21 protein-coding genes are annotated in these 14,720 nt (G+C 33.9%); 20 read left to right on the top strand and 1 reads right to left on the bottom strand.

What is annotated here, in order from left to right; genetic code table 11:
• Nucleotides 1-243: 243 nt before the first annotated feature.
• From MHH44_RS12380 to MHH44_RS12335, 10 genes are all read left to right on the top strand, one after another.
• Nucleotides 244-741: a sigma-70 family RNA polymerase sigma factor gene (locus MHH44_RS12380; protein WP_340798753.1), complete on the top strand. Its 498-nt coding sequence runs from the start codon at nt 244-246 to the stop codon at nt 739-741.
• The gene (locus tag MHH44_RS12375) at nt 738-1,991 is read left to right on the top strand and encodes a DUF4179 domain-containing protein (RefSeq protein ID WP_340798752.1); all 1,254 of its coding nucleotides are present in this window, start codon (nt 738-740) and stop codon (nt 1,989-1,991) included. Before MHH44_RS12380 ends, MHH44_RS12375 begins: the two co-directional genes overlap by 4 nt.
• A 144-nt stretch (nt 1,992-2,135) precedes the next feature.
• Nucleotides 2,136-2,360, top strand: a complete 225-nt coding sequence (locus MHH44_RS12370; protein ID WP_065215767.1) for a hypothetical protein — start codon at nt 2,136-2,138, stop codon at nt 2,358-2,360.
• A 38-nt stretch (nt 2,361-2,398) separates the two neighbouring features.
• Complete coding sequence (locus MHH44_RS12365; protein ID WP_340798751.1) at nt 2,399-2,947, top strand: hypothetical protein; 549 nt, start codon at nt 2,399-2,401, stop codon at nt 2,945-2,947.
• A 151-nt stretch (nt 2,948-3,098) separates the two neighbouring features.
• On the top strand, nt 3,099-3,575 hold the full coding sequence (locus MHH44_RS12360) for a GNAT family N-acetyltransferase (RefSeq protein WP_340798750.1): 477 nt from the start codon (nt 3,099-3,101) through the stop codon (nt 3,573-3,575).
• 130 nt (nt 3,576-3,705) lie between these two features.
• Nucleotides 3,706-4,143: an HIT family protein gene (locus MHH44_RS12355; protein WP_340798749.1), complete on the top strand. Its 438-nt coding sequence runs from the start codon at nt 3,706-3,708 to the stop codon at nt 4,141-4,143.
• 98 nt (nt 4,144-4,241) lie between these two features.
• Nucleotides 4,242-5,162, top strand: a complete 921-nt coding sequence (locus tag MHH44_RS12350) for a phosphotransferase (RefSeq protein WP_340798748.1) — start codon at nt 4,242-4,244, stop codon at nt 5,160-5,162.
• A gap of 217 nt (nt 5,163-5,379) precedes the next feature.
• Nucleotides 5,380-5,856 carry a CarD family transcriptional regulator gene (locus tag MHH44_RS12345; RefSeq protein WP_039966431.1) on the top strand — a complete coding sequence of 159 codons (477 nt, stop codon included), beginning with the start codon at nt 5,380-5,382 and terminating at the stop codon, nt 5,854-5,856.
• A 166-nt stretch (nt 5,857-6,022) separates the two neighbouring features.
• Complete coding sequence (locus tag MHH44_RS12340) at nt 6,023-6,553, top strand: D-glycero-alpha-D-manno-heptose-1,7-bisphosphate 7-phosphatase (protein WP_065215773.1); 531 nt, start codon at nt 6,023-6,025, stop codon at nt 6,551-6,553.
• 126 nt (nt 6,554-6,679) lie between these two features.
• Nucleotides 6,680-7,531, top strand: coding sequence for an alpha/beta fold hydrolase (locus MHH44_RS12335; protein ID WP_340798747.1), 852 nt, complete (start codon nt 6,680-6,682; stop codon nt 7,529-7,531).
• Between the two features lie 70 nt (nt 7,532-7,601).
• Here MHH44_RS12335 and MHH44_RS12330 read toward each other — a convergent pair whose 3' ends face one another.
• Complete coding sequence (locus MHH44_RS12330; protein WP_340798746.1) at nt 7,602-8,249, bottom strand: DUF421 domain-containing protein; 648 nt, start codon at nt 8,247-8,249, stop codon at nt 7,602-7,604.
• Nucleotides 8,250-8,444: 195 nt separating this feature from the next.
• On the opposite strand from MHH44_RS12330, the gene MHH44_RS12325 reads away from it, so the two are divergent.
• From MHH44_RS12325 to MHH44_RS12280, 10 genes are all read left to right on the top strand, one after another.
• Nucleotides 8,445-8,978, top strand: a complete 534-nt coding sequence (locus tag MHH44_RS12325; RefSeq protein WP_340798745.1) for a helicase — start codon at nt 8,445-8,447, stop codon at nt 8,976-8,978.
• A 59-nt stretch (nt 8,979-9,037) separates the two neighbouring features.
• Nucleotides 9,038-9,490: a DinB family protein gene (locus MHH44_RS12320; RefSeq protein ID WP_340798744.1), complete on the top strand. Its 453-nt coding sequence runs from the start codon at nt 9,038-9,040 to the stop codon at nt 9,488-9,490.
• Between the two features lie 68 nt (nt 9,491-9,558).
• Complete coding sequence (locus MHH44_RS12315) at nt 9,559-10,374, top strand: ATP-binding cassette domain-containing protein (protein WP_008404068.1); 816 nt, start codon at nt 9,559-9,561, stop codon at nt 10,372-10,374.
• A gap of 4 nt (nt 10,375-10,378) precedes the next feature.
• Nucleotides 10,379-11,083: a hypothetical protein gene (locus tag MHH44_RS12310; RefSeq protein WP_340798743.1), complete on the top strand. Its 705-nt coding sequence runs from the start codon at nt 10,379-10,381 to the stop codon at nt 11,081-11,083.
• Between the two features lie 164 nt (nt 11,084-11,247).
• Entirely contained in the window at nt 11,248-11,682 is a 435-nt protein-coding gene (locus MHH44_RS12305) for a DMT family transporter (RefSeq protein ID WP_008404064.1), read from the top strand.
• Between the two features lie 90 nt (nt 11,683-11,772).
• The gene (locus MHH44_RS12300; RefSeq protein WP_340798742.1) at nt 11,773-11,985 is read left to right on the top strand and encodes a DUF3923 family protein; all 213 of its coding nucleotides are present in this window, start codon (nt 11,773-11,775) and stop codon (nt 11,983-11,985) included.
• A 153-nt stretch (nt 11,986-12,138) separates the two neighbouring features.
• Nucleotides 12,139-12,672, top strand: coding sequence for a sigma-70 family RNA polymerase sigma factor (locus tag MHH44_RS12295; protein ID WP_340798741.1), 534 nt, complete (start codon nt 12,139-12,141; stop codon nt 12,670-12,672).
• On the top strand, nt 12,656-13,342 hold the full coding sequence (locus tag MHH44_RS12290; protein WP_340798740.1) for a DUF3600 domain-containing protein: 687 nt from the start codon (nt 12,656-12,658) through the stop codon (nt 13,340-13,342). The genes MHH44_RS12295 and MHH44_RS12290 overlap by 17 nt, the downstream gene beginning before the upstream one ends.
• 106 nt (nt 13,343-13,448) lie before the next feature.
• Nucleotides 13,449-14,123 carry a hypothetical protein gene (locus MHH44_RS12285; RefSeq protein WP_340799514.1) on the top strand — a complete coding sequence of 225 codons (675 nt, stop codon included), beginning with the start codon at nt 13,449-13,451 and terminating at the stop codon, nt 14,121-14,123.
• A gap of 215 nt (nt 14,124-14,338) precedes the next feature.
• On the top strand, nt 14,339-14,656 hold the full coding sequence (locus MHH44_RS12280; RefSeq protein ID WP_340798739.1) for a hypothetical protein: 318 nt from the start codon (nt 14,339-14,341) through the stop codon (nt 14,654-14,656).
• The last annotated feature ends 64 nt before the right edge of the window (nt 14,657-14,720 follow it).

Genomic DNA, 14,720 nt, shown 5'->3' with positions numbered 1-14,720 from the left:
GAATAAAAATTTACAACAATCGGGCGCATTCTTGAAAAAGAATTGCGTCTTTATATAGCGCTCCATAGTCATAATCCGCATAAACCAATGTCATCGATCTCCTCTATACCTTCAATAGTGTTTGTTAGTTGTTAACGATAAAATATACCCTATCTATCACATTATAACTTCCAAAAATATTCTTCATTCGACTCGAACGAAATTTAATTATTTACAGTCTAATAAATAAGGAGGTGGCACAGATTGGAAAACTTACTCGAAAAAGCTACCGCTGGAGACCAACTAGCAATCCTCGAACTGATTGAAAAAGACGAGGAAGTACTTTATCCAATTGCTTATACATACTTAAAAAATGAGCAGGACGCACTCGACGCCATGCAGGAAATGACTTATAAGGCACTGAAAAAAATGCATAAAGTTAAACAGCCTGAATTTGCGCGTACTTGGCTCGTCCGAGTACTCATCAACTGCTGTAAAGATATGCTGAATAAACGTATCCAAACCGTGGAAATTGAAGAGACCAGCATTAGCGAAGCACCGATTTATTCCGATATCAGTCGTCTTCTTAACTTACTTACCCTCACAGAACAACAGCTCGTTTACGCAAAATATTTTCAACAGCTGAAAAACAATGAAATTGCCGAACTGCAAAATATCCCCGAAGGCACCGTCAAATCAAGGTTGCACGCCATTTTAAAAAAATTGCGTAAAGCCGCTGGACATAAGGAGGATTGGTTATGATTGATATTCCAAAAGATAAGCTACGCCAAGGTCGAATTGATGCATTTACAAAAGTAAAAAAACAACGCCGCCGTAAGAAGCAATGGCAGGCAATCACTGCAGTGGCTATCATCTTTCTAAGTTTTTTATTAACTGTCCGGGTCTCGCCGACTATTGCTAGCTATGCCGCTAAAATTCCTGGCCTTAGCGTTATTGTTGAACTCGTACAGGAAAATGAGGGGATAAAAGATGCCATAGCCAATGAATACTACGAGGAACTTGGCATTCTTGTGCAAGACAAGGATGTTACAATAACAGTGCAAGGGGCGATCATTGATGAATACGGTGTTATGCTCATGTATGATTTCGATTATCCGAAAGAAAAAAAAGATCATCATAACTATTCTGTGAATATATACCAAGGGGATCAACTGCTTGAAAATAGTTTATCTTACGGTACGTTGGACGGCCTAAACGAGCCGGTTGCACACAGTAATCATATACTTGAAATGACGCTTGACCAACCGCTCGATACGACAAACCCTAATTTCCGGGTTGAATTTGAAATGCGAGATGGTGACAAACAAACGATTTCGATTCCATTCACACTTGAAAAACCGATTGCTAAAGCTAAAATAGTAGAACCGAATGCGAGTATTACAGCACAAGGTCAACGTCTATCAATCAATAAAATCATTCGGACACCGCTACGCATTCATATTGAAGTAAAGCCAGATCCATCGAATATGATGCAAATCGTCGCTCTCGATGACATCTCACTTGAGCTTAAAAACGGTAGTAAACGTGAACTTATTCGCAACGGTTTAGTTGGTAGTGGTTCGTTCCGCGAAGGTCGGTACACGTTATACTTACAAAGCAATTACTTCTACGATTCGGATGAACTCATCGTCCGCATCGGCGAAATACAAGCAGTTCCTAAAGGCGAAGATTATATCGAAGTTGACTTCACAACAAAGGAAGTACTTTACAAACCAGACTTCATTGACTGGGATATTAAAGTTGTCGGCAACGATGTATACTTAAACGCACCAGTCAAAGACGACCACGGCCGCCAGCACTTGTTTCCTGCTGAAAAAGAGGATGGTACGTCGCTTGAATCTGAAGGAAGCAGTTTCTCTACGTCTGCCTACGAAGGCTTTAATTATAGAGAGTACTACGAGCCATACAATGGCAGAGCAAAACTATGGATCAATTACATTGATAACCCGATAGCAACGGACGTTGAGCTTAAGATAAATTTGACTGAATAACGAAAGACCCCAGTTTTATCATTTAAAAAAAGCATCGTTTAAACCGTTACGATGCTTTTTAGATACCTACTTTTAGTATGAGGAAATCCGGTATAGGAACTTTATTCCATTAATGGCGTTAAATTATCAAAAAGAGGCGATCTTTTGAAAAACACACTTATTTTATTTACTGTAAGTAGTTTTTTGTTAGTTGGGTGTTCTCAAGAAAAAAGTTATAGTGTTTGGGTTGAATCATCCCAAGACGCAGAACTTATTCATGCAGCAAAAGAAAGACTTACTAATGCAGAAATAGATTTTATAATTGATGATAATGGAAGTGTTTTAGTAAATGAGAAGGATTTTGATAAAGCTGTATTTTGTTGTTCTTAATAATATATAAGAAATAGACATACTATTGGGGGAAAGCTATGTCCTTAACTTTATTTATATTTATTGGACTTTTTGGTGCATTCTTTATCACATTTCTTAAAAGTTCATTAATAAACTTATTTGGAGAAAATAATATTCTACTATTTAAGTTAAAAAATGCTGGATGGTTTCAAAATTATTGGTTGGCTGGAATAATGCTATTTATTACGAATGCCATCCTATTTTTTTCAACAGCTCTTCTTATTTATCTGTTGAGTTATTTCTTAATTCCGTATGTACATTTACTTGTGATGATACTTGCTGTAATCGGAAGTATTTTTTTATGGATAATAATTAATAAAACTTGGCAAGGTACGAGAAAAAATCGGTTGAAGATGGCAACAGTTGGGAGCAGTTTTTATATGATTTTGTCCCTTATATTGATTTATATGTTAGTCACACTAGAGCCTGCCTATCCAGGCGATGATCCTTTTATGAGAGCAATCGGATTATTTATGGGAATTGTTGTAACAACTGTTGCGTTTATTTCGTGTTTGATCTTTACAGGGTTTTCTATAAAGAAGGAAGTGAATGAAGCGCGATTCTGAACTAGGATCAGCGCTGTTTTTTATATAGAGAACTATAGTTAAGATCTAGGTGATATTTTCATGACCAAAATAAACAGGTGTAACGGGTTAATTTAGATATGGATAAATATGTTAATATGAATTAAGGTTTTATAAAGGAGGTTTATATGTTATGGAAGTCTCACTATGTAAAGCAACTTTAGATGACGCGGCCAAGCTTCATGAGATACAAGTGAAAGCATTTATGCCGTTGCTAAAAAAATATCAGGACTACGAAACTAATCCAGCTAATGAATCCTTAGAAAAAGTTATAACTCGATTTAATCAACCATTTACAGATTATTATTTAATTAAAAATCTTGAAGTTACAATTGGTGGTATTAGAGTTATTAAAATGGACAATGAATCTTATCGTGTCAGCCCTATATTTATTTTGCCGGAACATCAAGGAAAGGGAATTGCTCAAAAAGTCTTTGCAATCATAGAGGAAATATATCATAACGCAAGATCATGGGAGTTGGACACTATTATGCAAGAAGAAGGGCTTTGTCACCTGTATGAAAAGATAGGTTATAGAAAAACGGGTAAAACCAGAAAAATAAATGAAAAGATCACTATAGTTTTTTATAAAAAACCTCAAATTAAATAAGTTGAAACTTTGGAATTATAAATAATCCATGTGAACTATTAATAAGAGTTTTTCATAAGGAAATAGAGTTGGAGGTAATTGTATTAAGAAAATAACATTATCAAATGGAAAAACAATTGAAGTTGAGTGTTTGAGTTGTGCAATAACAAGTGGTTTGATAGAACCAGATGGCGGCGTTGTATTTGAAACGCAGTATTTCCACGCCCATCAAGATGTTGCTTATCCAATAAAGGGGTTAATCATATTAGCGTATAAAAGACATATCAAGTCTTTTGATGAATTAACCGAAGAAGAAAAAACAGATTATATTCATGTTTTGACCAAAATTAGACAGGCTCAGAGAGAAATTTTAAATATTGAGTATGTTTATTACTTTTATAACGAAGATACTTTTCACCATTTCCACACTTGGATGGTTCCAAGATATGAGTGGATGTATGAGTTTGGCCGCTCAATAGAGTCGGTTCGACCTGCGCTACTTCACGCCCGCAACCATATGAATGATACTAAAAATATGGAAGAAGTAATGACAGCAATTAACTTACTAAAAAAAGAATTAAATGAATGATGAACAATTGCTTTCTTGGATACATAAAAATTAGGTTAAATTATTAGTGGAGATTGCTTTAAAGTTTTTTAGTACTAAAACATAAGGTGGTTATAGTAATGAATGGAACTGAAATATTAAATTTTTTTGGGTTTGAAGTGAAAGAAGAGCCTACAAGTATTTATCCATATTCACCAGTATATCGGGTGAAATATGGTGATCAGGATGTTGTTGTAAAACGTACGCAAAGCAGAGCAGAAAGTGTTATGTCTTATATCAACATGCTAAAAGATAAGGGGGTAGATGTTGTAACACCAGTTAAATTACAAGTTGAAAACCCACAAAAAATTGAAGATACAAATTTTGTAGTTTATCCATTTATAGAAGGTCAAAAATATTCAGGTAAAGACAATGAAATTTATGAAGCTGGTAAAATGTTAGGACAGATTCACAGCTATTCACCTGTTTCAAATAGTTATAAACTCCTTGACTACGATGTCTATGATTTTAATGAGGAGGAGGTAGAAGAGAGTATGGAGGCAATTATCCAACATGCCACTAAAGCTGGAATAGAAATTGATGCGGCGTTAAAAACAAAGTTGCTGGAAAGTGTAGCGAATCAACAAATACTTTACCGTGCAAATTTACCACATATTGCAACGCCACATGATTTTAAAGCAAATAATTTGATATTAATCCCCGAGCCATTTCTAATTGATCCAGATAATGCTACTTGGATACCGAAATTATTTGATCTAGCACTCGCGTTACTACTTTTTCATAATGAACATAAAGAAGCCCCGGACCGGGTTTTCACAATAGATGAATGGGATTTATTTTTAGCTGGATACAAAGAATATATCGACATTACCGATGAAGAAAAAAGATATTGGGAAATGGCGAAGCAGCATGTCTTTCTGGATGAAGTAATGTGGTTAATGGCTGAGTATGAAGAGGACTGGCAAAAATCTTCTCAACAAAAATTATTTAAAAGCTTGATTCAAATTGTACTAGATAGTGCTGACTATAAACTAGTATAAATTGTTTAAAGCTGACTATTTAATAACACATTTATTCAATGTTACATAGGCAAACTAACTTCCACTTTATTTAATCCGACACGATTCTTATTGTTTATGCTTTTTAAATATCAAATAAAAAACAATTGACACTTTAATAATTTTTATGATATTATTGAAAATTTGTTAAAAATCCATATACGTGTTAAGGTTAAGAAGGTTACCTTAAGGTTGCCATATGGAGGTGGATTATTTGTTTCAAATTGGTGAAAATATTATTTATCCAATGCACGGAGCAGGTATAATTAAAGCCGTAGAAGAAAAGGAAATATTAGGTGAAAAACAACAGTGTTATATTATAAAAATGTCAGTCGGTAATATGCAAATTACAATCCCTATGGATAAAATATTGAGTTCAAGTATACGTCCAGTGACTGATATAATTGAATTGAAACACATCCTTCATATTTTTCAGCATGGAGAATCAGATGAAATATTGCCGTGGAGACAAAGGTATAAAGTGAACACGGACAAAGTAAAAACGGGTAAAATACTGGAATGTGCTGAAGTTGTACGTGATTTGATGCGTATGAAAGAAGAAAAAGCACTTAATACAAGTGAAAAAGAAATGTTAAATAATACGCATCAATTTTTGATTAGTGAACTGGGATTAATTAAAGGGATTACTGAAAACCAAATTAAAAGTTTCTGCTAAAGTTAATTCAAATCTTCCAAATAGGGTGCGATTCTTAAGAAGAATTGTGCCTTTTTCAGTTGATGGATTTCGTTAAGAGAATTATTGAATACTCGAACTAAGACTGCTTAAAGCCAATAATTTTTAACATACTAAAAGTAAGATTAAAATTAAAGGTGTGGATGGATTGAAAAGAGCGGTATTTTTAGATCGAGATGGCGTAATAAATGAAGTGCTAACTAAGCGAGTGAAATTTGTAAACAATCCGAAACAATTTTATTTTTTACCTGGTGCAGAAGAAGCCATTAAAAGTTTAAATGATCATTTTGATTATGTATTTGTTGTGACGAATCAAGGTGGTATTGGATTAGGTTATATGAAGGAAAAGCAGTTGCAGAAAGTTCATGACCACATGGTAGCTGAACTGAAGAAAAAGGGAGCAACGATTCATGAAGTTGCCTATTGTCCGCATAAACCAAAGGCTGGGTGTGAATGCAGAAAACCAAATAGCAAAATGATTTTGGATTTAGGTGAAAAATACAAAATAGATCTGGAAAAATCCTATATGGTCGGTGATACAGATACAGATATTCAGGCAGGTAAAAAAGCAGGTACAAAAACAGTTTTTATAGGTGAACAGGATCCATTGGCAGATGCAGTTTTTCCAAATTTAAAAGAAGCAGCCCATTGGATTATTCGTGATATAAATAATGATTAGAAATAACCACAGTGGAAATTATCCATTGTGGTTTTATTTTGGGGAAATTTTACTCTTTATCAATTTCAGAAGAGTATAATAGTATTTGTTAGAATATTACATTTTTCTGAAAAGGATGTGTCTAAGATGTGGGAACAAAAATTTATTGAAACACCAAGAGGAACTTTCGAATATTTTGTAAAGGGAAGCGGTCAGCCACTTGCTATTACGCATTTTTATATGGCATTTAATGAAAAAGGGAATTGGTTTGCTAACCCATTCACAGAACATTATCAAGTCTATCTAATTAATGTCCGTGGGGCGGGTAATTCACCTGCCATCGAAATGGATGACCAAATGAATTTAGAAGAAATCATATTAGACTTAGAAGCAATTCGAGAAGCATTACATATTCCGAAATGGGCTTTTGCAGGCCATTCAACAGGTGGGATGCTTGCATTGCAATATGCTGTATTAAAACAACAATCTCTTACAAAATGTATTTGCGGTTGCAGCGCAGCAAGTAAAGCATACGCAACTCATCCAAATAGTATTTACTGTGCTGATAATAAAAATTCCAATAGAATTATTGAAATCATGGAAAGTCTAAATAATCCCGACACGCCGCAAGAGAAACGAAAAGATTTAGGTTTTGAATGGTCAATGATGTCATTTACTAGTGAAGAAAAATTAAAACATGCCCTGACAATACCGAATAGTGGACGGACTGTTGGTCGTGCACTGGATTACTTTAGAAAAGTAGCAGTAAAGTCATTCGATTTACGAGAAGAGCTGCCGACAATTCAAATAGATACATATGTGTTTGGCGGAAAGCATGACGCGCAGTGTCCAATTGAATTTAGTATTGAAATTGCTGACCTCATCCCTACTTCTGAATTAATAATATTTGACCATTCTAATCACAATCCATTTGTTGAAGAAGAAAAAGCATTTCTCGATTTTGTTAAAAAGACTACTAAGCCGCTTAAATTGGTCTAAATTAGATTGTAAACAGGCTCGGTTCCACTTATCGAAACCGAGCCAATAATTGTTACTTTCATTAAAATAATTAATCATAAGTCTGAACGTAAAGACCATTTTCCTCTGACCATTCAGCATAATATATTTTCTTGAGATCCTCGTAACCTTTCTCTTTTAACTGATGAATGATCCATTGCTTATCTTTTCCGATTTGTGCAAGAATCCTTTCCTCAATTTGCCCCTCGTCGATAAGCAAGTGGGTTAGCACGCCACCGGTATCTTCATCGGATGAATTCTTTTTCAATATACTAATTTGCCCACCCGGTTCAAGAAGGACATATTTTACCTCACTAATAGAAAAAACCCCTTGCATCCGCAGTAAGGAACGTAGCTGTTCAGATTCTATTTTATTTTTCTTTAACTCGTTAATATCCAGCAGCCCATTATTTACAAGAAAAGACGGTTCTCCTTTAATAATCGGACGAAGCCTTTCAAAGTTCCTGACAAGAAAATCAGTTAAAAGATACAGCGCAGTCCATAATCCAATGGTATAGAGGACATCCCAAACTCGTACTTTTTCATCGTATACACCCTCTTCAAGCGTTCCTCCAAGAATAACGATAAATACAAAGTCGAATGGGGTAACTTCCGCGAGTTCCTTTTTCCCGATAAAGCGGATAACAACCATAAGCGCTATAAAACCTGCAATAATTTTAATAGTAATTGCTGTAATCATCTATATACACTCTCCTATCATCCTTTGAATACCCTGTAGCCTATCAATTTAAGCTGGTCATAATTCACTAGCGTTTCCTGTTTTAAAAGGGATGAAGGAGTATTAATGAGTTTAATAGAAATCATTAGTACAGGTTCAGTAGCTCCAGTCTGTAGCAAAAGGCATTACTCGAACCGTATGTTAGGAGGGGAACAAATGCGAATATATCCGGATTGTTCTGTAATTAAAAAAACGATAGAGGTAGGCGGGCTATCCAAAGCAGAACTTATTCAAAGGCTGCAACAGTCTTCGATTTCATTGAACCAATATGGAGAAAAGTTATTATATGATGATCGGTTTACCACTTCAGAAATAAAGTATAGCTTGGAAATAGTTGAACTATTAGTTAGAGATCTGGGCTTTCCGAATGGTGCAACATTACCTGAAATCTATAAACAGGCGAACGAACTTCGCTTACAGTTATGCCCACCTGAACTAGGGCCTTACTTAAGACTGGAATATGTAGATCAAGTTGAGGGAAATTCAGGAAATTCTTCACAGAAAAATGAGGCACCTTCTGGATCTATCACCATCGCATCAGAAATAATCAGTGATGAGGATAGTTTTCCAAAAGGATTTTATGTTAGAAAAGTTGATGGCGTATTATGGCTGCGCGGATATGTTGCTGACAACTTGCATGTGTGGAATCCCGATACCCGGTTTATCTTTAAAACAGACAATGATTATTAAATCGAAATAGTAGGGATTTTGTGTGTTCAGTACCAAATAAAAACATCGAGGTGGTTCATTTGCTGAAGGAGAAATCGGAAATATTAGCACATCATCAAAACTTTATAACTTTTATTCATAGTTTGAAATCTTTTGATGAAAATCTATTAAGAAAACCGATTGAGGATGGAAAGTGGTCTGTTATAGAAATAGTAGGACACTTTTGCCCTTGGGATGAATTTGTTTTACAACACAGAATTCCATATTTATTAAAAGGCAAACACTTACCGAAAGGCCCAAGTGTCGATGATTTAAACACGCATTCTTCTTTACTTGCAAGAAACGAAGCGGTTGAAAATACTTTGCAAAAATGCATTCAGATCCGGGAAGAATTATTAAGTCAGTTAAAGCAAATACCTGAAGATGACTGGTTGATTCAAATACAGATTAACCAGTCCAATTTAACATTTTACGAGTACTTAAAAGGTTTAAAGGAACACGATATTCATCATATCAACCAGATAAAGATTTAAAAAAGTGGAGATACGAATCGAAATGTTCTTATTTAAAAGTAAAAATAAGGAAGATGGAAGTGGTTTTCATGAAAATATTTGAGGCCAATCAAGCATGCAAAGAGATTGATGGAATAATGGTTCTTAAAGAAGTTTCTTTAAGCATCTCACAAGGTGAAAAAGTGGCGATCACTGGAAATAATGGATCTGGAAAAAGCAGCCTTTTAAAACTCATCGGGGGGATATTCGAAGAAACTGCAGGGCAAGTGAAGAGATCACAAATTAACATAGGGTATGTGCCTGAACATTTTCCGGAAAGTATCCGATTCAAATTACAAGATTATTTAATGCTAATAGGTAAAATGACTTGTAGGTCGGATAAAGATATTATAAAAGAAATTCGGAATTATGCGGAGCGATTTGCAATTACAGGCTTTCTAAACACCCCTTTGCATCAATGTTCAAAAGGTACAAAGCAGAAAGCCGGAATTATTCAAGCATTGTTGAAGAACCCTAACCTATTATTATTGGACGAGCCACTAACCGGGTTAGATGACAATTCAAAAATCAAACTTTTGAATCTGCTGAATTCTCTCCAAGGGGAAAAAACAATTATTTTTACTGCACATGAACCACTACTAATTGAGGGATTAGCAGATAGGGTTATAACTGTGGAAAGCGGGATAATTGTTCAAGATTCTATAAAAAACAAGAAGGAAGAATTTAAATGTATAACGGCAAAGATTCCTACTAGAGAAATAATGGCCAAGATATCTTCTCTTAAATATAAATTTATAGGAAGTGATTTTGTTGAAATAGTTGTTTCAGCTGAAGAGTCCGATAAAATATTGGCCATGTTGCTTAAAAGAGGATGTTCAATAATTGAATTAACAGAGAAGAGGTAGTAAGTTGTCAGCTTTTATCCGTTACCAATTAACAAGCTATGTTCTTTCATTAAAGTTTATTCCACCTGTTGTTATTTTTTTCGTATGGGTGTTTATTTTATATGCCTATAAAAATGTACCGATCCTAAGCAGTTATGCAGCGTCTTCAATTGCCATGTACTTAATCATGACATGGATTACAATGGCCATTTTTACTTTGGAAGAAGAAGCAGAAAAACATATTTTAATCTTTCATCTAAAAGGAAAAGTAAGTTACCTATTTGGCAAGTGGCTAACTATTCTAGTAGTAATGACACCTTTACTTTTATTTGCAATTTTTTTCCCGATCATTACAGAAAGTTTTAAAGGGCATATGTCACTCATGCTATATACTTATGCATTATACAGCCACTTGTCCTTTATAGTATTCGGGATATTAGTAGGAACCCTATTTTCGGCTACTAAACTTGCTACAAAAAAATATGCCTGGCTTTCGGCTGTATTTATAATCGTAGTTTCACTTGCCTCCAAATCTATTGCCGAAATCTCATTGTTTTTTAAATGGATTTTATGGATCTTTCCGCCTGTGTTCAATGTAATTGGGATTATGGAGGGCGAAGATCAGATACTATTTAACACATCAATATTAATTGATAGCTTTTTTGTACTTCTTTATATATCCATCGGAGCTTTCATATTAGTTTTTCTTTTTGAAAAAAAAGAGAGTTAAGAGCTTTAAGAATTTATAACGAGTGGTGCTTTATTTGAACTCATATTATCCCTAATTATTACTAAAAAGATACGATTAACAGATGGAAGAAGGAATATGTAATTGTTTAATAGAAATCAATATTTACATGTTTCATGGTATTCATATTGGAGGAAATATTGGTGATGAAATTAATAATTGCTTTTTTAGCGCTGATCGGCGGTTCAGCAGTTGCGATACAAAGTCAAATCAATGCCTTATTTAGTAAGAAAGTAGGCGTATTAGAAAGCGCTACAGTTTCCTTCACAGTAGGAGCACTTGCTTTATTCTTTTTGGCTTTCTTTTTTGGAAAGGGAAATTTTTTAAATGTATTTACTGTTCCAAAATGGCAATTAATCGGAGGATTATTAGGTGCCTTCTTTATTGTCATAAATATTTTTTCTGTAAATCTTATTGGAGTTGCCGCAACCTTTATGGCTGTTATCATCGGTCAGATTTTAGTCGGTGCAGTTATTGATCATTTTGGACTTTTTGGTGGGGTTGTCTATCCGATAAATATGACGAAACTCATTGCCCTTGCTTTAATGTTTGTAGGGATTTATTTGTTTAATAAAGCTTAAAAGAAATAAAATGGAAATTAATTTTTTGTATGTAAAATTTATGAAACTTATTTGATTTCCTTTCGTAGGTTTATTTATGGAGGGAACTGAATGAAAAAAATATGGTGGGCGATTAATGTGTTTTGGATTGTCTTATTTGGCGGGTTAGCTACATTTATTTATTTAAGAGAAGTAGATGGTGCTGGTGCAGTTCAAACACCAGAGCTAAGATGGCTTTCTTTAGCACTGTTAGGTGTAGTATTTATTTTAGTTGCCATCATCCAACTTATATTTTTATTTTTTTTAAAGAAACCAAAAATTTAATAGCTTATAAAATTTAAGGCGCTTTCCGTAATAAGGGAAGCGTTTTTTTATGAATAATGCCAATGATGAGAAAAATTAATTTTAAAATTTAAAGCCAAATGTTCTTCTCGTATGTCTAATAGATGTAAAACGAAAATGAAGGGAGGAATTGCTATGAATATTGGACGCTTAGTAAAAAAAGCTCAAAAAGGAAATGACAAAGCATATTTAGAGCTTTTCCAAAAATATGAAGCAGATATTTATCGAATGGCCTATGTCTATGTGAAAAATAAAAATGATGCTTTAGACGTCGTACAAGAAGTAGCTTATCAGTCATTCAAAAATATTAGCACTTTAAATAAAGCGGAATATTTCAAAACATGGCTTATGAAAATTACAATCAATTGTGCGTTAAACGTAATTAATAAAAACAAAAAAGTGGTTCAACTAATTCCCCAATTTGAAGTACATACAGGAGAAGAAGTTGAAGATATTGCAATTTCTTTATCTTTACGAGAACTAATGAATACTTTGCAAGAAGATGAGAAAAGCGTGATTTTATTAAAGTATTATAATGACCGTACGTTAAAGGAAATATCAGATATTCTAGAAATCCCGCTCGGAACAGCAAAATCGATTTTATATCGTGCTCTAAATAAACTTCGCCAAAATTTAAAGGAGGTAGAGAACTATGGGGAATCATTTTAAACAGGATATAGAGGATATTGAAATCCCATTTCAGCTTCATGAAAGGAGTAAGAAAGGTATTCAGGAAGCTAAGTCAGAAATGGGAGGAACAGTGAAACGTTTTGTGAAAAAACGTATAGCGATTATGATTATGGCAGCCTGTTTAATGGTTCCAACAGGGGCATTTGCGTATCAATCGTTACTTGCAGATGATTTATATGGATCGTTTGATAATGTAAAAAAACATATAGCAAATATTACAATGAAAAGTTATTTATTATTTGATGCAAAATTATCCCAAGCAAAAGGTGACCTGGGAAATGAACAATTTGAACAGTTCAAAGAAATACTCTATGTCATTACAGATGCAAAGCTTGAATTTGGCGATAAAAACGGTAATATCGATTATTCTAAGGTTTCTGAAGAAAAACTGGAGGAAATTAAAGCGGCCATATATGAAATTCAGCCTTACTTTGACAGGTTAAACAATCAACCATCGAGTAAAGAGATTTTAACAGCTGAAGAATATGAGCAATATATTCTGGCTTTATTAACCTATGAAACAGTTATGGCGCAATTAGGTGTCTCTTCACCACCAAAAATTGAGATGATTCCTGCCGATGCACAAGAAGAATTTTTAAAGGCTCGTGCTGTTTTGGATTATGTGAATGAAAAACAAATGGAGAATTAATGGTGTAAATCAGCTTGGTATTTTCAAGCTGATTTACGTTTTTATATTTAAATAGACAATAGTATTCATAAATTGATAAAATAATTAGAAATAAATTACAGGTGGAATAAAATTGAGAAAAAGACTAGGTTGTCTACACGCACATTATTCAAATATTGAATACATAGAAAATGCACTTGCTCCATATAACATCGAAATACTTCATTTTGTTGATCCAGGATTAATGGAACGATTGAGGTCAGTTCAGAATTTCCAAGAAGGAGATGCACAACAAAAAGTAAAAGAGCAAATAGAATGGATTGCCCAAACCAATGTTGATGCTATTTTAATTACTTGTACAAACTATATTGCTATTTTACAGGATGATCAACTTTCCATACCAGTGCCAATTATTAAATTGGATGAACCGTTCTTTGATTTCATCTGCAATATTCAGCAACCTCATACTTTACTTTTTACCAATCCGGCGACCGTTGAAGGAACAATGGAACGTCTTAGACTTTTTGCTGATACCTATCAAAAATCGTTAAACATCGAGGTTGTTGTTCTAAACAACATGTTTGACTTAATCATGCAAGGACGTAAAAAAGAATACGATCAGGAAGTAGCAAGGATGTTAGAACAACTTATTTACGATGATAAAATAATTTCTGTTGCTCAATTATCGATGGTGGATGCAGCTCAGCTTGTTGAAGCGAAGACAGGTAGATCAATCACGAATCCGTTAAAAACTTTCGTATCTACTATTGTTAAAGAATTAGATTTAGAAAATATTTATTAAGAATCATTTGAAGAGCGCGTTTCTCTATGGAGCAGCGCTTTTTTATTAATGTAAATTACCTGGGGAATTTATGTTAAAACTCTGTTACGTTTAGTAATGAGAATACTAATAACATTGAATGAGGGAAAGCCCTTAGAGGTTCAAATGTAAAGGTGAATTTTTGAAACTTTAGCGTTTGTAAATTCGTATAAAATATTAAGACTGGAGGTGGCTACATGAACCAAGGTAAATTATTAATAAGCTTTATTTTAATGGCTTTTGGGGCTTTATACATATTCGGTTTTACATCTGTTCTTAATGTAATCGTTGATGGTAATTATCAACTCGAAGAACAAAATATTATTGAAAAAAATGGTGACCTTTATTTGCTAATTGACGGTTATGAATTATCGTTATCGAGGGATTTCTATAAGAAGATAGAGTTAGATAAAACTAATGAATACAAGATTAAGTATGTTTATAACAGATTAAATAATAACAATGGTGAGGTCGTTATGCTTAAAAAATATGGTGAACAGCCTTGGGGGAAATGACAACCTGTAGTTAACTTCCCATAATTAGTTCTGTCATGTTTAATTTTAGGTTGACTGGGGGGAT

This window comes from Solibacillus sp. FSL K6-1126 (assembly GCF_038003445.1).
In the GTDB taxonomy this organism is placed as follows: Bacteria; Bacillota; Bacilli; order Bacillales_A; family Planococcaceae; genus Solibacillus; species Solibacillus silvestris.
This window is presented reverse-complemented; position numbering and strand designations above follow the sequence as displayed.